Below are 19067 nucleotides of genomic sequence, written 5' to 3' on the forward strand. Positions count from 1 at the left end.
GATGGGCAACCGGGCCGTCTTCGTCCTCTCGGGCCCCCGGGGCCACACCCGCCACCGCTCCTCCTACGGCGCCGTGCACCTGGACCTCGACCTGCTGGCCGGGCCCGAGGCGGTGCTCCCCTTCCTGCGCGGCCACGCGAGGGAGGACAGCTGGTACCCCGACGACATGGTCGAGGCCGGCGTGCTCGCCGACGAGGCCCGGCGGCTCCTCCTGGTCTTCGCGTGGGAGGGGGCCATTGCCTCGCAGCGCACCCGGGCCGCCACCCTGGAACTGCTGCGGTGTGCCTGGCCGGGCTGGGAGGTGCACTGGCTCTACGACGGCCAGAGCGGGCTGCGCGCCCACCTCGGGCTCGACCCGCGGGAGGCGGACACCGCCGTCCACCCCGGTCCCGCACTGGAGCCGGACGACGAGGAGCTGGACGCCCCCGACCCGCTGGTCGCCGTGGTCACCATCGGAGCGGACCGCTGTCACGTGCTCGCCGACATCAACGACCACCCCGTCGAGGAGGGGCCCGCCCTGCTGGAGCGGCTCCGGGACGCCCCGGACCACGGGAGCCACCGGCTGCGGGCGGACGCCGGCATCCACGTGGATCCCGAGCGGCGCCGGGTCGGCTGGTGGCTGACCGCGGCACGGGCCCGCGGCGGTGCCCTCGCCGCCCGCTGGCCGGGCTGGACGGTGGAGTTCTGGGAGGACCGCTGGGCCGAGCACGAGCGGGCCTGCGGCGGCCGCTTCGCGCCGCCCGCGCCGGACCGCGCCGCCGCGCTGGCCGAGGTACGCGACCAGGCCCTGGAGCGGTGGGCCGGGCCGCGCGGCGACGTACGGGCCCGGCTCGTCGAGGCGCTCCCGCACGCCGTGATCGGCCGGGGCTTCGCCCCCGCCGTCACGGCCGGGCAGGCGGCCGCCGCCCGCGCCGCCGTGGAACGGGCCCACGCGGCGTCCGTCGGCACCTGACCTCGACCTTCGGCTCCCGCGCACGCGCAGGGGTGCGAGCATGGGCGGTATGGCTACTCACATGATCACCGGTGCCGGATCCGGCATCGGCGCTGCCGTCGCGGCCCGCCTGCACGCCCGTGGCGACGACCTCGTCCTCCTCGCCCGCGACGCCGCCCGCGGCAAGCAGCTCGTCGAGCGGTACCCCGGGGCGCGCGCCCTCGTGGGCGACCTCGCCGACCCCGAGCGGCTCTCGTGGGCCTTCTCCAAGCAGGCGATCCCCGAGCGCATCGACTCCCTGCTGCACGTCGCCGGGATCGTGGACCTCGGACCGGTCGGGGAGCTCCGGCCCAAGACCTGGCACCAGCAGCTCAACGTCAACCTGATCGCGCCCGCCGAGGTCACCCGGCTGCTCCTGCCCACCCTGCGCGCCTCCAAGGCCACCGTCGTCTTCGTGAACTCCGGCGCCGGCCTGACCGCCCACGCCGACTGGAGCGCGTACGCCGCCTCCAAGCACGGGCTGAAGGCCCTCGCCGACTCGCTGCGCGCGGAGGAGAAGGCCAACGGGATCCGCGTCACCTCCGTGTACCCGGGGCGGACCGCCAGCCCCATGCAGGCCAAGGTGCACTCCCAGGAGGGCAAGGAGTACGACCCGGCCGCCTGGATCGACCCCGAGTCGGTGGCGACCACCATCGTCATGGCCGTCGACCTGCCGCGCGACGCCGAGGTCAACGACCTGAGCGTCAGGCCGGGCCGGTGACCGCGAGCGCCACCGGCGTCGGTTCGCTGCCCGGCGGCGACGCCCGCGAGGCCGCCAAGACCGTCACCGGGTCCTTCGAGGAGTTCCCGTACCTCCCCGAGCTGCCCGCCCGGGGACCCGGCGCCGACATGATCGGCCGTTCCCTCGGACTGCTCGTCGACATGTACGCGCACGTCGAGCCCAGCGGCTGGCGGATCAGCGACCGCCCCGGACGGGACTCGAAGCGGGCCCGGTCCTGGCTCGGCGAGGACCTCGACGCCCTGGAGGAGTTCACCCAGGGGTACACCGGGAAGCTCAAGGTCCAGGCGGTCGGCCCGTGGACGCTGGCCGCCTCCCTGGAGCTGCATGGCGGCGAGGCGATGCTCCAGGACGCGGGCGCCTGCCGGGACCTGGCCGGATCGCTGGCCGAGGGGCTGCGCGAGCACCTGGCCGACGTGCGCAAGCGGATCCCCGGCGCCGACGTCGTGCTGCAGTTCGACGAGCCGTCCCTGACCGCCGTGCTGCTCGGCCGGGTCCGCTCCGCGAGCGGCTACCGCACGTACCGCGCCGTCGACCGGCAGGTCGTCGAGGGCACGCTGCGCGAGCTCTTCGCCGTGCACGACGGGGATGTGATCGTGCACTCCTGCGCGCCCGAGGTCCCCTTCGGCCTGCTGCGCCGGGCCGGGGCCACGGGCGTGTCGTTCGATTTCTCCCTGCTCACCGAGCGCGAGGATGACGCCATCGGGGAGGCCGTCGAAGGCGGTGCGAAACTCTTCGCCGGAGTGGTGCCGGGCACGGACGGCCCGTTGTCGGACCCTGCCGGTAGCGTCATGGGTGTCAGGAAGCTTTGGCGCAGGCTGGGGCTGGCCCCGGGGACTCTCGCGGAGTCCGTCGTGGTCACTCCGTCGTGCGGTCTGGCGGGCGCCTCGCCCGGCTACGCCCGTGCGGTGCAGGCGCATTGCGTCAGGGCGGCGAGGTCGCTCGCCGACAACCCTGAGTGACGGTCGAGACGGGGCACGGGAGGACACGGCATGGCAGCCGAACAGCAGGACACGGCAGTACCGGCGGCGGTGCGTGAGCAGCACCAGCTGCTCGCCGAGCAGATCGAGGAGCACCGCTTCCGGTACTACGTGAACGACCAGCCGGTCGTCAGCGACGCCGAGTTCGACAAGCTGCTGCGCTCGCTGGAGGCGCTGGAGGAGCAGTACGCGGAGCTGCGCACGCCCGACTCGCCCACCCAGAAGGTGGCCGGGGCGTACGAGACGGACTTCGCCTCCGTCGAGCACCGGGAGCGCATGCTCTCCCTCGACAACGCCTTCGACGACGAGGAACTGGCCGCCTGGGCCGAGCGGGTGGCCCGGGACGTGAACACCTCGGACTACCACTACCTGTGCGAGCTGAAGGTGGACGGCCTCGCCGTCAACCTCACCTACGAGAACGGCCGGCTCACCCGTGCCGCCACCCGCGGCGACGGCCGCACCGGTGAGGACATCACGCCCAACGTCCGCACCATCGCGGAGATCCCGGACCGTCTCAAGGGCGACCGGATCCCGGCCCTCGTCGAGATCCGCGGCGAGGTCTACTTCCCGATGGAGAAGTTCGAGGAGCTCAACGCCCGGCTCGTGGAGGCGGAGGGCAAGCCCTTCGCCAACCCGCGCAACGCCGCGGCCGGTTCGCTGCGGCAGAAGGACCCGAAGGTCACCGCGAGCCGCCCGCTGCACATGGTCGTCCACGGCATCGGCGCCCGCGAGGGCTTCGAGATCGAGCGCCAGTCGCAGGCGTACGAGCTGCTGCGCGAGTGGGGCCTGCCGACCGCCCGGCACAACAAGGTGGTCGCCTCCCTCGCCGACGTCCGCGCGTTCATCGTGGAGTTCGGCGAGAACCGGCACTCGGTGGAGCACGAGATCGACGGCGTGGTCGTCAAGCTCGACGAGATCGCCCTCCAGGGGCGGCTCGGCTCCACCGCGCGCGCCCCGCGCTGGGCGATCGCCTGGAAGTACGCCCCCGAAGAGGTCAACACCAAGTTGATCGACATCAAGGTCGGCGTCGGCCGCACCGGGCGCGTCACCCCGTACGCGCAGGTGGAGCCGGTGACGGTGGCCGGCTCGGAGGTGGAGTTCGCCACCCTGCACAACCAGGAGGTCGTCAAGGCCAAGGGCGTGCTCATCGGGGACACGGTCGTGCTGCGCAAGGCGGGCGACGTCATCCCCGAGATCCTCGGGCCGGTGGTGGACCTGCGGGACGGCAGCGAGCGGGAGTTCGTGATGCCCGCCGAGTGCCCCGCGTGCGGGACGGCGCTGCGGCCCATGAAGGAGGGGGACATTGACGTCCGGTGCCCCAACGCCCAGACCTGCCCCGCCCAGCTGCGCGAGCGGCTCTTCTACCTGGGCGGCCGGCAGTCCCTGGACATCGAGAACTTCGGCATGGTTGCCGCGGCCGCGCTGACCGCCCCGCTGGAGCCGGCCCAGCCGCCGCTGCTCGACGAGGGCGACCTCTTCGGCCTGACCATCGAGCAGCTGCTGCCCATCAAGGCGTACGTCCTGGACCCGGACAGCGGCCTGCCCAAGCGGGACCCGAAGACGGGCGAGGAGAAGATCGTCACGGTCTTCGCCAACCAGAAGGGCGAACCGAAGAAGAACGCCCTGGCGATGCTGGAGAACATCGCCGCCGCCAAGCAGCGCCCGCTCGCCCGCGTCATCAACGGTCTGTCGATCCGTCACGTCGGCCCCGTCGCGGCGCAGGCCCTCGCCCGCGAGTTCCGTTCGATCGAGCGCATCGAGCAGGCCACCGAGGAGGAGCTGACCGCCACCGACGGGGTCGGGGCGATCATCGCCGCCTCCCTCAAGGAGTGGTTCGCCGTCGACTGGCACCAGGAGATCCTGCGCAAGTGGCGGGAGGCCGGGGTACGGATGGAGGAGGAAGGTTCCGCCGAGGAGGAGGGGCCCCGGCCGCTGGAGGGACTGACCGTCGTCGTCACCGGCACTTTGCAGAGCCACACGCGGGACGGCGCGAAAGAGGCCCTGCAGAGCCGCGGCGCCAAGGTCACCGGCTCCGTGTCGAAGAAGACCTCGTTCGTCGTCGTCGGCGACAACCCGGGCTCCAAGTACGACAAGGCCGTGCAGTTGAAGCTGTCCATCCTCGACGACGCCGGTTTCGCGGTGCTGCTGGAGCAGGGCCCGGACGCGGCGCGGGAGGCCGCGCTCCCGGTGGACGGCGAGGGCGAAGGGGAGTAATACCGGTTAGTACCGGGGAAAGCCCGCGAGGGGAATCGCCGAGGGGGAGTAGCGAAGGCGAACGGATGCGTGGCGTGCGGCCGTACGGGCGGGCGCACGCCAGGCGCGGCGGCCGGTGGTAAACGGCTGGTACAAGGCTGGTCGCAGGGCGGTGACCTGTCGGATCATCGGATGGGTGGCGTGGGGGTCCTGGTCCAAACTCACCCGTTCGGCGGATACCGTACTGATGAGGATGGCTGGGTCGCATTCGGGCAACCACTGCCGACCGCTGCCCCTGGGAGCCTCCCGGGTCCTACTGTTGAGGGGTGCGCCTGTCGTGCACGGCTGCAGGATGCGATCCGGCCGTGGTGGCATGACATCGGGGCCATCGCGTGACATCGGCATCGCCGGCTGTGAGAGGTACGGGCATGAAACCCACCGAAAGCGCCGACCCGTCACCTGAATTCGGCGGGGAACTCCCGTCCATGCGGGCGGGCAGGCTCGGGGTCCTGGGTGCCAGGACACCGGAGACCCGACCGATCGACACCGACGCGGGCGGACAGGAACGGCGCGGCGTGCTGCCCTTCCTGGTCGTGGGCCTCTCGGTCGTGGTCCTCGGCGCCGGCATCGTGTCCGCGCTGAGCGGCCGTCACGCGCTGTTCCCCGGCGGCACGGTCGGCTGGGCGCTGGCCCTGCTCACCGGCATCATCGTCGGCCACCTGGTCGCCCTGGGCCGCGACCGCTGGTGGGGCGGCACCGGATCCGGCGCCGCGCTCACCCTCGGCGTGCTCCTCCTCTACGGGTGGGTGCCCGCGGGCCTCGTCTCGCTGGCGGTGGTCTCCCTCGTCGGAGCCGCCCGCCGGCACCGCTGGCGGCAGGGTCTGCTGCACGGCTCCGTGGACATCCTCGGCATCGGCGCCGGGGCCCTCGTCCTCGCCGCCTTCGGGGTGGAACCCTCCGTCGAGACCCCCTGGCTGCCCACCGCCTGGGAGCTGGAGGCGGTCCCCGAGGTGGTCCTCGTCGCCGTCGCCTACCTGCTCGTCACCCGGGTCCTGCTCTGGATCGCGCTCGCCCCGCGCGGCGGCGGCCTGCCCACCGTCGCCCGCACCGCCCTGCTCCGCCAGGCCTTAGTCGCGGTGGCGCTGCTCGGCATCGCCCCCCTGATCTGCGTCGTCGCGGTCACCCAGCCGGTCCTGCTGCCGCTGTTCGCCGTCCCGCTGATCGCGCTGGACTCCACCCTGTGGATCGCCCGGGCGCGCGCCGAGGAACAGCTGCGGGACCCGCTGACCGGCCTCCCGAACCGGCAGTGGCTGCTGGAGCGCGCCTGGTCCGCCCTGGACGAGGCTGAACGTTTGGGCACCCGGGCAGCTCTTGTGCTGATCGACCTGGACCGCTTCCGGGCGGTCAACGACACCCTCGGCCACCTGGCGGGCGACCGCCTGCTGCTCCAGATCGCCGACCGACTGCGCCAGGCCCTGCCCGAGGAAGCCGAGGCGGCCCGGCTCGGCGGCGACGAGTTCGCCGTGCTGCTCCCCTTCACCGACTCCACCACGAGCGCCCAGCGCGTCGCCCGCCACCTGGTCGCGGAGCTCAGCTCCCCGCTCGACCTGGACGGTCTCACCCTCGTCCTTGAGGCCAGCGCCGGCCTCGCCGTCTTCCCCGACCACGCGCTGGACGCGGAGGGGCTGCTGCGGCGCGCGGACGTGGCGATGTACCAGGCGAAGCGCGACCGGACGGGCGTGGAGGTGTACGAGTCCAAGCGGGACAGCAACACCCCCGACCGCCTGGGCCTCCTCGGCGACCTCCGCAGGGCCCTGGACGCCGGCGAAGTGGAACTCCACTACCAGCCGAAGGTCCGCTTCGACGGCCAGGTGGCCGGGCTCGAAGCCCTGGTCCGCTGGGTTCACCCGGAACGCGGGCGGGTGTCCCCGGACGAGTTCATCGCGATCGCCGAGACCTCCGGGCTGATGCCGCACCTGACGGAGTACGTCCTGGAGACGGCGCTCGCCCAGGTGGCACGCTGGCGGGCCCAGGGACTGAAGGTCCCGGTGGCCGTCAACGTCTCGCCCCGCGACGTCCACACCCCGGGCTTCGCCGGTGCGGTGGCCGCCCGGCTGGCCCGGCACGGGGTCCCGGCGAGCGGGCTGCAGCTGGAGATAACGGAACACGTCCTGCTGGAGGACCCCCAGCGGGCGGCCGACACCATGGCCGGGCTCACCGGCCACGGCGTGAAGATGTCCCTGGACGACTTCGGCACGGGCTACTCCTCGCTGGTCCACCTGCGGCGGCTGCCGGTCAGCGAGCTGAAGATCGACCGCTCCTTCGTGGGCCGGCTGGCGGTCGACGCGCAGGACGCGGAGATCGTCCGCTGCACGGTGGACCTCGCGCACTCGCTGGGCCTGCTGGTCGTCGCGGAGGGCGTGGAGGACGACGAGACGTGGGAGCGGCTGCGGGACCTGGGCTGCGACGCGGTGCAGGGGTGGCTGGTCGCCGCCGCGATGCCGCCGCAGGAGGCCACCGCCTGGCTGCTGGCCCGCGGCGAACGCGGCTGGCGCCGCCCGGCCGACATCTCGGCGGAACTGGCCGCGGCCGAGGCCGACGCGGTCTGACCGCCGGCACCCTCCAGCCCCTCCGGCGTTTGAGGAGCGGGGTGCGGGGCGGAGCCCCGGTGTCTGAGCCGCGCCGGCCTGTGCGGCGCGGGTCCGGGCGCCGCCCGGGAGGCCCAGGCAGCCGCCCGCGCGGCGAAACCGCAGCGGCCCCGTTCAGGCATCGGGCCAAACCGTTTCGCAGGCCGGGCGCCGGGCCCCATAGGATTGGGTCCGAAACCAAACATCCACCCACCCCCAGAGGATCGCTGCATGCCTGGCATTACGCGCGAGGAGGTCGTCCACCTCGCTCGGCTGGCGCGCCTTGAGCTGTCCAGCAACGAGCTGGATCACTTCGCCGGACAGCTCGGCGACATCATCGGCGCGGTCGCCCGCGTTTCCGAGGTCGCCGACCAAGACGTCCCGCCGACCTCCCACCCGCTGCCGCTGACGAACGTCATGCGCGCGGACGAGGTCCGTCCGTCGCTCACCCCCGAGCAGGCGCTCTCCGGTGCTCCCGCCCAGGAGCAGCAGCGTTTCAAGGTGCCGCAGATCCTGGGGGAGGACTAACAGCCATGGTCGACATCATCAAGCTCACGGCCGCCGAGACCGCCGAGAAGATCGCCTCCGGCGAGCTCACGGCCGTCGAGGTGACCGAGGCCCACCTGGCCCGCATCGACGCCACCGACGAGAAGGTCAACGCCTTCCTGCACGTGGACCGCGAGGGCGCCCTCGCGCAGGCCCGCGCCGTCGACGCCAAGCGCGAGCGCGGCGAGAAGCTCGGCCCGCTGGCCGGCGTCCCGCTCGCCCTCAAGGACATCTTCACCACCGTCGGGGTCCCGACCACCGTCGGTTCGAAGATCCTCGAAGGCTGGATCCCGCCGTACGACGCCACCCTGACGCGCAAGCTGAAGGAAGCCGACGTCGTCATCCTCGGCAAGACCAACATGGACGAGTTCGCCATGGGGTCCTCCACCGAGAACAGTGCCTACGGCCCCACCGGCAACCCCTGGGACCTCACCCGGATCCCCGGCGGCTCCGGCGGCGGCTCCGCGGCGGCCCTCGCCGCCTTCCAGGCCCCGCTGGCCATCGGCACGGACACCGGCGGTTCCATCCGCCAGCCCGCCGCCGTCACCGGCACGGTCGGCGTGAAGCCCACGTACGGCGGCGTCTCCCGCTACGGCATGGTCGCCTTCTCCTCCTCCCTCGACCAGGGCGGGCCCTGTGCCCGCACGGTCCTGGACGCGGCGCTCCTGCACGAGGTCATCGCGGGCCACGACCCGATGGACTCCACCTCCATCGACGCCCCGGTCCCGCCGGTCGTCGAGGCCGCCCGCAACGGCTCGGTCGCCGGCATGCGCGTCGGTGTGGTCAAGCAGTTCGCCGGCGAGGGCTACCAGGCCGGCGTCGTCCAGCGCTTCAACGAGTCGGTGGAGCTCCTCAAGGAGCTCGGCGCCGAGATCGTCGAGCTGGACTGCCCGTCCTTCGACCTCGCGATGGCCGCGTACTACCTGATCGCGCCGTCCGAGTGCTCCTCGAACCTGGCCCGCTTCGACGCCATGCGCTACGGCCTGCGCGTCGGCGACGACGGCACCAAGTCCGCCGAGGACGTCACCGCCCTGACCCGCGAAGCCGGCTTCGGCGACGAGGTCAAGCGCCGCATCATCCTCGGCACGTACGCGCTCAGCTCCGGCTACTACGACGCGTACTACGGCTCCGCCCAGAAGGTCCGCACGCTCATCACCCAGGACTTCGAGAAGTCCTTCGAGCGGGTCGACGTGATCGTCTCCCCGACGACCCCGACCACCGCCTTCCCGATCGGTGAGCGCACCGACGACCCGCTGGCGATGTACCTCGCGGACCTGTGCACCATCCCGACCAACCTGGCCGGCAACTCCGCCATGTCGCTCCCCTGCGGCCTGGCCCCGGAGGACGGTCTCCCGGTCGGGCTGCAGATCATCGCCCCGGCGATGAAGGACGACCGGCTCTACAAGGTCGGTGCCGCCGTCGAGGCCGCCTTCGTCGCACGCTGGGGTCACCCGCTGCTCGAGGAGGCTCCGTCGCTGTGAGTGCCATGGCAAAGAAGGCCAAGAACTTCAAGAAGTCGAAAACCGGCGTCTACGTCTCGCTGGCCACCACCGCGTTCGGCGCCGTGAGCGTTGCCAAGCAGGCCAAGCTGGCCCGCAGCGACGGCGACGTGCTGCGGCTGATCGACGCCGCCGTGTCCGCCGCCGCCATCGTCACCGGCCTCGCGATCCTGTACCGCGAGCTGAAGCGCCTGGGCGACGACGACGTCCTGCTGGGCTGAGAGGGAAAGTTTCACCGTGACCTTCACCGAACTGCTGTCGTACGAGGACGCTCTCGCCTCGTTCGACCCCGTCATGGGCCTTGAGGTCCATGTCGAGCTCGGCACCAAGACGAAGATGTTCTGCGGCTGCTCCACGGAGCTGGGCGCCGAGCCCAACTCGCAGACGTGCCCCACCTGCCTCGGCCTGCCCGGCTCGCTCCCGGTCGTCAACGCGATCGGCATCGAGTCCGCCATCAAGATCGGTCTCGCGCTGAACTGCGAGATCGCCGAGTGGTGCCGCTTCGCCCGGAAGAACTACTTCTATCCGGACATGCCGAAGAACTTCCAGACCTCCCAGTACGACGAGCCCATCGCCTTCAACGGCTACCTGGACGTCCAGCTGGAGGACGGCGAGATCTTCCGCGTGGAGATCGAGCGCGCCCACATGGAGGAGGACACCGGCAAGTCGCTGCACGTCGGCGGCGCCACCGGCCGTATCCACGGCGCGTCCCACTCCCTGCTGGACTACAACCGCGCCGGCATCCCGCTCATCGAGATCGTCACCAAGCCCATCGAGGGCGCGGGCGTACGGGCCCCCGAGGTCGCCAAGGCGTACGTCGCCGAGCTGCGCGAGGTCATCAAGGCGCTCGGCGTCTCCGAGGCCCGCATGGACAAGGGCCAGATGCGCTGCGACGTGAACCTGTCGCTGCGCCCGACCCCCGAGTCCGAGTTCGGCACCCGCAGCGAGACGAAGAACGTCAACTCGCTGCGCTCCGTCGAGCGCGCCGCGCGCTTCGAGATCCAGCGCCACGCGGCCGTGCTGACCTCCGGCGGCTCGATCGTGCAGGAGACCCGGCACTTCCACGAGGAGGACGGCTCCACCACGGCCGGCCGCATCAAGGACAACGCCGAGGACTACCGGTACTTCCCGGAGCCCGACCTGGTGCCCGTGGCCCCGGCCCGCGCGTGGGTCGAGGAGCTGCGCGGCGCGCTGCCCGAGATGCCGCGCGTGCGCCGCAACCGGCTCCGCGAGGAGTGGGGCGTCACCGAGCACGACATGCAGTCGATCCTCAACGCGGGCGCCGTGGACTCCATCGTCGCCACGATCGAGGCGGGTGCCGACCCGGCCGCCGCGCGCAAGTGGTGGATGGGCGAGCTGGCCCGCAACGCCAACGAGCAGGGCGTCGTGGTCGACGAGCTGCCGATCACCCCGGTCCAGGTGGCCCGGGTCGCGGCCCTGGTCGCGGACGGTTCGCTCAACGACAAGCTGGCCCGCAAGGTCCTCGAAGGCGTCCTCGCCGGCGAGGGCACCCCGGACGAGGTCGTCGAGAAGCGCGGCCTGAAGGTCGTCTCGGACGAGGGCGCGCTCGGCGCGGCCGTGGACGAGGCCATCGCGGGCAACGCGGCCATCGCCGACAAGATCCGCGGCGGCAAGATCGCCGCGGTCGGCGCCCTGGTCGGCGCGGTCATGAAGACCACCCGCGGCCAGGCCGACGCCGCGCGCGTCAAGGAGCTCATCCTGGAGCGCCTGGGCGTCTCCGAGGGCTGAGAGTGAACGAAGGGCGCCCCGCACCGGTTCCGTACCGGTGCGGGGCGCCCTCGCGCGTACCCGGGCTCAGCGCTTCAGGGTGGGGCTGGCGAGGACGACGTACCCGTCCTTGAGGCCGCAGGTGTCCTCGACCCGGATCCGCAGCCGCAGGGCGCCCTTGACCTCGACCGTCTTGGAGACCGGCTTGCCCAGGGAGACCTCCTCGTTGAAGAGGGCGGGCTGGTCGTCGATGGAGACGGAGATGCGGCCCCGCTCGACGGGCGAGTTGTCGGCGATCCCGGCCGTGAACTCAAGCTGGGACCAGGCCCGGTTGAGGTTGAACTCGGTGGACGAGGTCTGCGAGCAGTCCGCGACGAAGGAGCTGCCGTAAGACTTGGTGTTCAGCGTGGCGGCCGACACCCGCAGGCCGTTCAGCCCGTCGATGGGCTGGAGGTTGGTCAGGTCCGCCACGTTGCTCGCCGGCGCGGTGCCGGGGTCGCTCGGTCCCGGACTGTCCGACGGCCCGGACCCGCTGCCCGGCGGGGTGGCGCGGGAGGCGGAGGGTGTCGGTTCGGCCGGAGCGCCGGTGGCGCCCCCGGCGCTCGGGGTGGAGCCGCCCGCCTGGACGCCCCCGCTCTTGTCCTTGTCCTTGTCACCCAGGAGCTGTACGCCGACCACCGCGAGGGCGGCCAGCACCAGCACCGTGGCCACCGAGCCCAGGACCAGGCCGGTCCGCCGCTTCTTCGGACGCACGGGCTCCGGCGGGGCCGGGGCCGGTGCCGGGGCCGGTGCCGGGTTCAGGTTGTACGTCGGCCCGTACCCGGGGGGCACGGCCGCCGCGACAGGCTCCGGCGCGGCCGTCGGCGCGGGATCCGGCACCGTCTCCGGGGCGGTCGCCCGGTCCGGTACCGGGACGGGCTCAGGCGACGCCGCCGGAGCCTCGTGCGCGATCGGGGTGTACGCGGGCGGCGCCGCCGCCGCCACCGGCGGCGGGCTCGCGGGCTGCGGCGGAACCGCGGGCTGGGGCGGGGCGGCCGGGCGCGGCGGAGTCTCCTGGACGGCCCGCTGCGAGGTGGAGGTGGTCGTCGACACCACCGCGTGGCGGACGTCCTTCATCCAGCCGGCCAGGTTCACCGGCCGCTTCCCCGGGTCGGCCGCGTAGATCGAGGCGATCCGCGCCCGCTGCTCGGCGTCCAGCACGGCGATCTGCGGCAGCGCCGTCAGCGCTTGAGCCAGCTGCTCCGGCGTGGCGGGCGGTGACTGCCCGCTCAGCAGGAAGTAGGCGATCGCCCCGAAGGCGTACCGGTCCGTGCCCGGCGTCCGCTTGCCGTCGAAGACCTCGGGTGCCGCGTAGCCCGGGGTGAACCAGACCTCCGCCGTCTGGTGGTCGGCGGTGAGCTTGCTGAGGCCGAAGTCCACGAGCGTGGCCTGCCCGTGGGCGTCGACCATCACGTTGCCGGGGGAGAGGTCGCCGTGGACGACCTGGCGCCCGGACGGGGTGGCCTTCCCCGAGTGCAGCCAGTCCAGTACGTCGGCCAGCTGCTCCAGCGTGCGCATCACCTCGCGCCGCTCGGCGGCGGTGGCGAGCGTCCGCTCGGCCCGCCAGTCCCGCAGGTCCAGGCCGTCGACGTGGTTCATCACGAGGACGAGCGCCCGCCCCGTCAGGGTCGAGGACTCCCCGGGCCGGTGGATCGGCGGACCCTCGAAGTGCTCGCGTACGCCCACCACTCCGGGCCGGTGGACGAAGCGCAGCAGTTCGGCCTGCTCGTTCCACTTCTGGCTGATGCGGTCGAAGATGTCGGGAGTGATGGTCGTCTTGGAGTCGAGCACCTTGACGACCACGGGCTCGGATCCGCCGGCGAGCTCGATCTCCGCGAGATAGAGCACGGCCTCCCCGCCACGCCCGATCGACCGGAGCAGGCGGTACCGGTCCGCCGCCGAGTCCGGTCCGATGTGCAGGTTCTGACTGGTCAATGTCCCCCACCTCAACACAGTTTGAGAGGGCATCAGCTTCCCGGGGGATACGTGCGCGGTCAATCGGAATCGGAAATCCCCGTGGGAAGCGCGGCCGGGCGCCCTGCGCGCGGAACCGCCCGTGGGGCAGGCTCCGTTCGCCGGCCGCCCGGCCGAGTGGGTGAAACCGTCAGCGGGTTGCCGGAGCGTCGTAGAACGCCAGCCGGGCCGGCTTTGCCGGGAGGTAGACCTCGGGCAGGTCGATCTCCGGGAGGACGACATCCGGTCCGAGCACGAAGCCGGTGCGCTCCATGCGGGCGATGGCCTTGGTGTTGCGGGCGTCCGGTTCGACGACCACGCGCCGCGCGGCGCCGTCGGAGAACACGAACCCGATGAAGACGGCCATCAGGGCCCCGGTGAAGCCGCGCTCGGCCGCACCCCCGTTCGGTCCGATCAGCAGGTGCACGCCGACGTCGCCGGGCCGCACCTCGTAGCACTCGCTGACCCGGTCCTCGGCGCAGTCGTACGTCTGGAACAGCGCGACCTGCTCACCGTCGCGGCTGACCATGAAGGCGTGGTGGGTGGTGCGGCGGTCGACGTCCTCGTAGATCTCCTGGACCAGTTCGCGGCTGGCCTCGCCCATGCCCCAGAAGCGGGCCCGCTCCTGCGTGACCCAACTGTGGATCAGCGCGGAGTCGGCGGCCGGGTCGACGGGCGTGATGGTGACGGTGCCGAAGCCCTCGACGACCTGGGTGTGCACGGGCTGTCTGACGGAGGGGGCGGAGGTCATATCGATTCCTTGGTGAGACGGGTCCAGTCGGTGACGACGGGGACGAGTTCGCAAGCGGCCCACAGGGGGAGCTGGTCGCGGTGGTGGGGTGAGCCGGTGACGCCGTCCGCGCCCAGGGGGACCGCCCAGAGACTGTCCTCGCGGCGGGCGAGGTCCCAGACGTAACGGGCCGCCGACGCGCGGGCGGTGAGGTCGGTGAAACCGGGGACGGTGGAGGTGGCGTTCACGCAGTCGTGGTCGCCGCCGAGACCGGGCCACTGCGTGGCCTCCAGGTCGGGCACGGCCTGCCAGGGGGTCAGGCGGTGCACCTCGGACCAGGGGGTGTCGGGGGCGCCGGCCGCGGCCGTCTCCTCCAGGGCGGCCCGGACGTGCGCCGCACGGTCGAGGCCGGGGACGAGGGAGGTGGTGAGCAGGCCTTCGAGGGCGTAGCCGATCTTCGGGACCAGGTACTGCCACGGGTGGAAGACGGCCGGGCCGGCGGGCGCGCCCCACAGCCCCTCGAAGACCGGGTCGGCGGCGAAGCGGCGTACGGTCGCGCTGCGGAAGGCCGAGAAGACGGTGGCGTCGCCGCTGTCGGCGGCCATGTGCCGGTCCCAGGCCAGCAGCCGGGCGCGCAGCGCCTGCGCCGCCGGGGTCAGGTCCTCGAAGCCGGGCAGCAGGGCGAGCAGGGGCGCGGCCGAGGCCAGGTACGTGTCCCGGTGTACGTCGGCCATCGCCTTCGGGGTCCAGTCCGCGGAGCCGCTGAGCAGCTCGCGGATGCGGTTGGCGCGGTGCGGGGGTGCGAACTCCACGCCGAGCGGGGAGGCGATCCCGCGCGCGTTGGCCATCACGGCGAAGCCCTGCACGGGCTCGGCGGGGGTCGGGGCCCAGTCCTGCCAGGCGTGCTGCGGGTCCCAGGCGGGCACGGGGCGCAGCCGGTTGGCGCGGTGGCGCAGCGGCACGGCGCCCGCGACGCGGTGCAGCAGGCCGCCCTCGGTGTCGGCGGCGTGGACGACGTTGACCGGCTCGGCCCAGCCGTCGAAGGCGCGGTCGATGTCGGCGACCGTACGGGCGCGCAGGAGGGCGGGGAGGGCGGCGAAGCCCAGGTCCCGGCGGACCCGGGGCGGGTAGCGGAGGGAGAGCGTCTGCGCGCTGCCGTCGCCGTGGGCCTCGGCGTGCGCGTCGGCCGCGGTGTCCCCGTCCGCGTGGATGATCACGGGGCCGCGGGCGGTCTCCAGGACCTCCACCTCGACGTCCTCGCCGCCGGCCACGGTGATGGTCTCGGTGTGGCGGGTGACGGGCTCCCAGGCGCCGTCCGCGCCGAGGGCCTCGACGACGCCGTCGGCGCCGCGGCGCAACTGCTCGACGTACAGGTCCTGGTAGTCGGACATCGCGTTGGTGATCGCCCAGGCGGCGGTGCCGGTGTGGCCGAAGTGGCCGAGGCCGGGGACGCCGGGGACGGCCAGTCCGAGCACGTCGTACTCGGGGCAGGAGAGACGTATCTGCTGGTAGACGCCCGGGTCCTCGATGAAGCGGTGCGGGTCGCCCGCGATGATCGCCGAGCCGGAGGCGGTGCGGTCGCCCGGCACCAGCCAGCCGTTGCTGCCGGCGGTGCCGGGGCCGTCGGTGGCGAAGAGGGTGACCGCCTCGTCGCCGAGGGCGCGGGCGACGCGCTCGCGCCACAGCTTGGTGGGGAAGCCGGCGAACAGGATGTGGGTGGCCGTCCAGACGGCGAGCGGGACCCACGGCTCCCAGGGGGCGGGGGTGAGGCCGGTGCGGGCGAAGCGCTCGTCGCGGGCGGCGCCGGCGGCGAGCCCGTCGTTGACGCCGTCCACGTACGCGCGGACCCAGGCGGCGGTGGCGGGATCGTCGGCTTCCAGGGCCTCGTGGCAGAGGCGGGCGGTGTCGGCGAGGCGGCACTGGCGGGCGAAGCGGTCCCAGCCGACGGAGTCCGCGCCGAGGAAGGAGGCGCTGGAGCCCTGGGCGCGGTGCCGCTCGACCTCCAGCTGCCAGGCGCGGTCGAAGGCGGTGACGCGGCCCTGCGCGTAGACGAGTCGGAGCTCGTCGGATGCGCGGAGGTGGGGGACGCCCCAGGGGTCGCGGAAGACCTCGTACGCTTCGGAGGTCTCCGAGTCGTTCTCGCTGCTCACACTGCTCACGCTGCTCACACTCTTCCCCAAGGTGCATTAGGTTAGGCTGCCCTAACTATAGATGCGTACAGGGGAGGGGCTGGACATGGCTGTCGGCAAGGGCTGGGAGGGCGTGGTCCTGAAGCTCATGCGGGGCAAGGACTTCACGTTCACGGTCACGGCGGCGGAAGACGTCACGGAGCACTACCGCCGGGTCCACTTCACCGACGGCGGGCTGCTGGCGGCCGCCGGTGAATCGCTGCACCCGACGATGTGGGTCCGGGTCTGGTTCGAGGGCGCGGGCCGCCCGCACCAGCGCGCCTACACGCTCGTCGACCCGGATCCCGAAGCGGGCACCTTCTGCTTCGAGTTCGCCCTGCACGACGGGGCCGCCAGCGCCTGGGCGCGCGGCGCCCAGCCGGGCGACACGATCGAGGCCACGGTCCAGGGCACCGCATTCACCGGCCCGGTCCCGGCCCCCGAGCGCCTGCTCGTCATCGGCGACCCGGCCTCCCTCCCGGCGGTCAACTCGCTGATGGACGCCTACCCGCAGACCCCCGCGACCCTCTGGTTCGAGACGCAGCACGCCTCGGACGCGGAACTGCCGGTTCGCGGGGACACGGAACTGCGCGACGTCCGCCGCGTACCGCGGGGCGGCACGGCGCTGGCCGACCGGGTCCGGGCCGAACTCCCCGAGCTGCTCGGCGACCCGGAGTCGGCGTACGTCTGGCTGGCCTGCGACACGGTGACGACGCGCGCCCTGACGGCGTACCTCCGCAAGGACCTCGCGCTGCCGAAGCACCGGGTGAACGGCCTCGGCTACTGGCGGCCGGGCACGGGCGGCTGAGACGGCGCGCCGGGCCGTGCCGCCGCCGGGCCTGCCGCGCCGTGCCGCCGCCGGGCCGTGTCGCCGGGAGACGGCCCGGCCTAGGCGCCGGTGGCGCCGTCGAGCGCCTCGCGCAGGAAGTCGGCGTGGCCGTTGTGGCGGGCGTACTCGTGGATGAGGTGGAGCATGACCAGGCGCAGCGAGGCCTCCTCCTCCCAGCTCGGCACGTACGCCGTCACGTCCAGGGAGTCGGCTGCGGACTCGATCCGGCGGGCGTGCGCGACCTCGTCCCGCCAGGCGGTGAAGGCCTCGGTGCGGCTGGAGCCGGAGGCGTCGTAGGCGGCCTGGAAGTCGTGGGTGTCCGACCACAGGTGCGGGAGCTCCTCGCGGTTCAGTACGCGGCGGAACCAGTGCCGCTCGACCTCGGCCATGTGCCGGACCAGCCCCAGCAGGGACAGCGTGGACGGGGGCACCGAGCTCTCGCGCAACTGCTCGTCGGTGAGGCCCTCGCACTTCCAGGCGAGGGTGGCCCGGTGATAGTCGAGAAAGGCCCGGAGGGTCTCGCGCTCGTTGCCGGTCAGGGGCGGGCCGATGCGTTCCATGCGGGCGATCCTGCCCGTTGATCCCCTCGCCGGGGAACCCCGGCGGCGGCGGGCAGGACCTCCCCGCCGCGGGTCAGGCGGCGCCGGGGGCCGTCCACATGTACGGCACCGTCACGCCCAGAACCCCGAAGCCCAGCCGCTCCAGGATCGGACGGCTGTCGTCCGAGGCGTCGACCTGGAGGTACGGGATGCCGCGCTCCGCCGCGATCCGGGCGCGGTGGGCCACCAGCAGGCGGTAGATGCCCCGGCCGCGCCACTGCGGGACGGTGCCGCCGCCCCAGAGCCCCGCGAAGGCCGTCCCCGGCCGCATCTCCATCCGGGCCGCGCTCACCGGGGTGTCGCCCGCCATCGCCAGCACCGCGGCGATGCTCTCCGGCTCGTTGCGCAGCTGGTCGAGCAGATGCCCGCGGATCCGCGGCCGCTCCGTTCCGAAGGCCCCCGCGTGGACCTCCATCATCAGGTCGACCCCGGCCTCGTCCGTCACCACCCGCAGCGTGATCCCCTCGGGCGGCTCCACCGGCAGCCGAGCGAGCTCGGTCGCCCGCCCGACCATCAGGGTCTCCGGCGGCTCCGGTACGAACCCGGCCGCCCGCAGCCGTGCCCCGAGATCAGCCGGCCCGTCGTAGTCGTACAGCTTCCACTCGAACTCGGGACATCCGCGTCCCGCGAAGAACGCCACCTGCGCCGCGATCTCCGCGTCCGCGCTCTCCTCGTCGAGGTCCGACCAGAGCACGCCGTTCCACCCGAGCCCGGGCACGCTCTGCCGTACGACCCGCCCCGCCCGCTCCACCTGGGCCTGGGCGCTGTCCGGCTGCGCCCCCTCACGCACCTCGGCGTCGTAGCGGGCGCGCACCTTCAGAAGTCCGTCAAGATCCATCGTCATCGTCCCAGCTCACCAGTGTCCGGCCGCCCGCCACAACTGCATTAGCCTCACCCCGTGAACGACGACTCCACCATCTACACCGGCAAGGCGGCCCCCGACGCCGCCGCCGACCGCGGCTGGCTGCTGGGCCACTTCAAGCACCCCGACGATCCCCGTCACAGCGAGGACGTGGAGATCAAATGGGGTGTCCACCCGAAGGGCGACGAACGGGAGCGGTGGGCGACCGCCGAGCGGCGCACCGCACTGCTGGTCCTGATCAGCGGACGCTTCCGGCTGGAGTTCCCGGGGCGGACCGTCGTCCTCGCCGAGCAGGGGGACTACGTGCTCTGGGGCCGCGGCGTCGACCACTCCTGGTACGCCGAGGAGGACGCGGTGGTCCTCACCGTCCGCTGGCCCTCGATCCCCGGCTACCGGGTGGACGAGCCTTCCCGGGCCGCCTGTGACGATGCACACGAAACGGGCCAACGATCACGAAACGCTGAGACCGTGTAGGTGTAGACCATCTGGGCCCCATCCCCCGGGGCGATCCCCCGGGCCGCCGGCCCGGCCTCGGTCTTCACGAGTTCATGCGTTCTTTGCGACGGGCCGACTCCCGGTGAAGACCCGAACCATCAGGGAGCACG

Annotated in this window: 16 protein-coding genes; 11 read left to right on the plus strand and 5 right to left on the minus strand. The window is 72.9% G+C overall.

All coding sequences use genetic code 11. The annotated features are described in order from the left end of the window. The first annotated feature begins 1 nt into the window (after nucleotide 1). The 9 genes from ACZ4VT_RS08090 (at nucleotide 2) to gatB (ending at nucleotide 11303) form a co-directional block, all read left to right on the plus strand. Nucleotides 2–952 carry a hypothetical protein gene (locus ACZ4VT_RS08090; protein ID WP_467947676.1) on the plus strand — a complete coding sequence of 317 codons (951 nt, stop codon included), beginning with the start codon at nucleotides 2–4 and terminating at the stop codon, nucleotides 950–952. 49 nt (nucleotides 953–1001) lie between these two features. Then, nucleotides 1002–1691: an SDR family oxidoreductase gene (locus ACZ4VT_RS08095; RefSeq protein WP_467947677.1), complete on the plus strand. Its 690-nt coding sequence runs from the start codon at nucleotides 1002–1004 to the stop codon at nucleotides 1689–1691. Further along, the gene (locus ACZ4VT_RS08100; protein ID WP_467947678.1) at nucleotides 1688–2671 is read left to right on the plus strand and encodes a methionine synthase; all 984 of its coding nucleotides are present in this window, start codon (nucleotides 1688–1690) and stop codon (nucleotides 2669–2671) included. The genes ACZ4VT_RS08095 and ACZ4VT_RS08100 overlap by 4 nt, the downstream gene beginning before the upstream one ends. 30 nt (nucleotides 2672–2701) lie before the next feature. After that, a complete protein-coding gene (gene ligA, locus ACZ4VT_RS08105) occupies nucleotides 2702–4903 on the plus strand; it encodes an NAD-dependent DNA ligase LigA (protein WP_467947679.1) in 2202 nt (733 codons plus the stop codon). Nucleotides 4904–5310: 407 nt separating this feature from the next. After that, nucleotides 5311–7491, plus strand: coding sequence for a putative bifunctional diguanylate cyclase/phosphodiesterase (locus ACZ4VT_RS08110; protein WP_467947681.1), 2181 nt, complete (start codon nucleotides 5311–5313; stop codon nucleotides 7489–7491). Nucleotides 7492–7740: 249 nt separating this feature from the next. Continuing rightward, nucleotides 7741–8037 carry an Asp-tRNA(Asn)/Glu-tRNA(Gln) amidotransferase subunit GatC gene (gene gatC / locus ACZ4VT_RS08115; protein ID WP_030010586.1) on the plus strand — a complete coding sequence of 99 codons (297 nt, stop codon included), beginning with the start codon at nucleotides 7741–7743 and terminating at the stop codon, nucleotides 8035–8037. Nucleotides 8038–8042: 5 nt separating this feature from the next. Next, nucleotides 8043–9536: an Asp-tRNA(Asn)/Glu-tRNA(Gln) amidotransferase subunit GatA gene (gatA, locus tag ACZ4VT_RS08120; RefSeq protein WP_467947683.1), complete on the plus strand. Its 1494-nt coding sequence runs from the start codon at nucleotides 8043–8045 to the stop codon at nucleotides 9534–9536. Nucleotides 9537–9541: 5 nt separating this feature from the next. Continuing rightward, nucleotides 9542–9775: a hypothetical protein gene (locus ACZ4VT_RS08125; protein ID WP_319722110.1), complete on the plus strand. Its 234-nt coding sequence runs from the start codon at nucleotides 9542–9544 to the stop codon at nucleotides 9773–9775. A 16-nt stretch (nucleotides 9776–9791) separates the two neighbouring features. Then, entirely contained in the window at nucleotides 9792–11303 is a 1512-nt protein-coding gene (gene gatB / locus ACZ4VT_RS08130; RefSeq protein ID WP_467947685.1) for an Asp-tRNA(Asn)/Glu-tRNA(Gln) amidotransferase subunit GatB, read from the plus strand. Between the two features lie 66 nt (nucleotides 11304–11369). Here the strand turns inward: gatB and ACZ4VT_RS08135 are convergent, their stop codons facing one another. The 3 genes from ACZ4VT_RS08135 to ACZ4VT_RS08145 all read right to left on the minus strand — a co-directional run bounded on the left by ACZ4VT_RS08135 (nucleotide 11370) and on the right by ACZ4VT_RS08145 (nucleotide 16163). Further along, complete coding sequence (locus ACZ4VT_RS08135; RefSeq protein ID WP_467947687.1) at nucleotides 11370–13256, minus strand: protein kinase domain-containing protein; 1887 nt, start codon at nucleotides 13254–13256, stop codon at nucleotides 11370–11372. Nucleotides 13257–13425: 169 nt separating this feature from the next. Continuing rightward, entirely contained in the window at nucleotides 13426–14025 is a 600-nt protein-coding gene (locus ACZ4VT_RS08140; protein WP_467947689.1) for a GNAT family N-acetyltransferase, read from the minus strand. Next, a complete protein-coding gene (locus ACZ4VT_RS08145; protein ID WP_467947690.1) occupies nucleotides 14022–16163 on the minus strand; it encodes a penicillin acylase family protein in 2142 nt (713 codons plus the stop codon). The genes ACZ4VT_RS08140 and ACZ4VT_RS08145 overlap by 4 nt, the downstream gene beginning before the upstream one ends. Nucleotides 16164–16239: 76 nt before the next feature. Here ACZ4VT_RS08145 and ACZ4VT_RS08150 point away from each other — a divergent pair, with 76 nt between their 5' ends. Continuing rightward, complete coding sequence (locus ACZ4VT_RS08150) at nucleotides 16240–16980, plus strand: siderophore-interacting protein (protein ID WP_467947691.1); 741 nt, start codon at nucleotides 16240–16242, stop codon at nucleotides 16978–16980. Between the two features lie 80 nt (nucleotides 16981–17060). On the opposite strand, the gene ACZ4VT_RS08155 is transcribed toward ACZ4VT_RS08150, so the two are convergent. Then, the gene (locus ACZ4VT_RS08155) at nucleotides 17061–17561 is read right to left on the minus strand and encodes a DinB family protein (RefSeq protein WP_467947693.1); all 501 of its coding nucleotides are present in this window, start codon (nucleotides 17559–17561) and stop codon (nucleotides 17061–17063) included. 73 nt (nucleotides 17562–17634) lie between these two features. Continuing rightward, nucleotides 17635–18438 carry a GNAT family N-acetyltransferase gene (locus ACZ4VT_RS08160; protein WP_467947838.1) on the minus strand — a complete coding sequence of 268 codons (804 nt, stop codon included), beginning with the start codon at nucleotides 18436–18438 and terminating at the stop codon, nucleotides 17635–17637. 60 nt (nucleotides 18439–18498) lie between these two features. On the opposite strand from ACZ4VT_RS08160, the gene ACZ4VT_RS08165 reads away from it, so the two are divergent. After that, complete coding sequence (locus ACZ4VT_RS08165; RefSeq protein ID WP_467947695.1) at nucleotides 18499–18936, plus strand: cupin domain-containing protein; 438 nt, start codon at nucleotides 18499–18501, stop codon at nucleotides 18934–18936. Nucleotides 18937–19067 lie beyond the last annotated feature (131 nt).

Source organism: Streptomyces sp. NPDC029164, assembly GCF_055563995.1.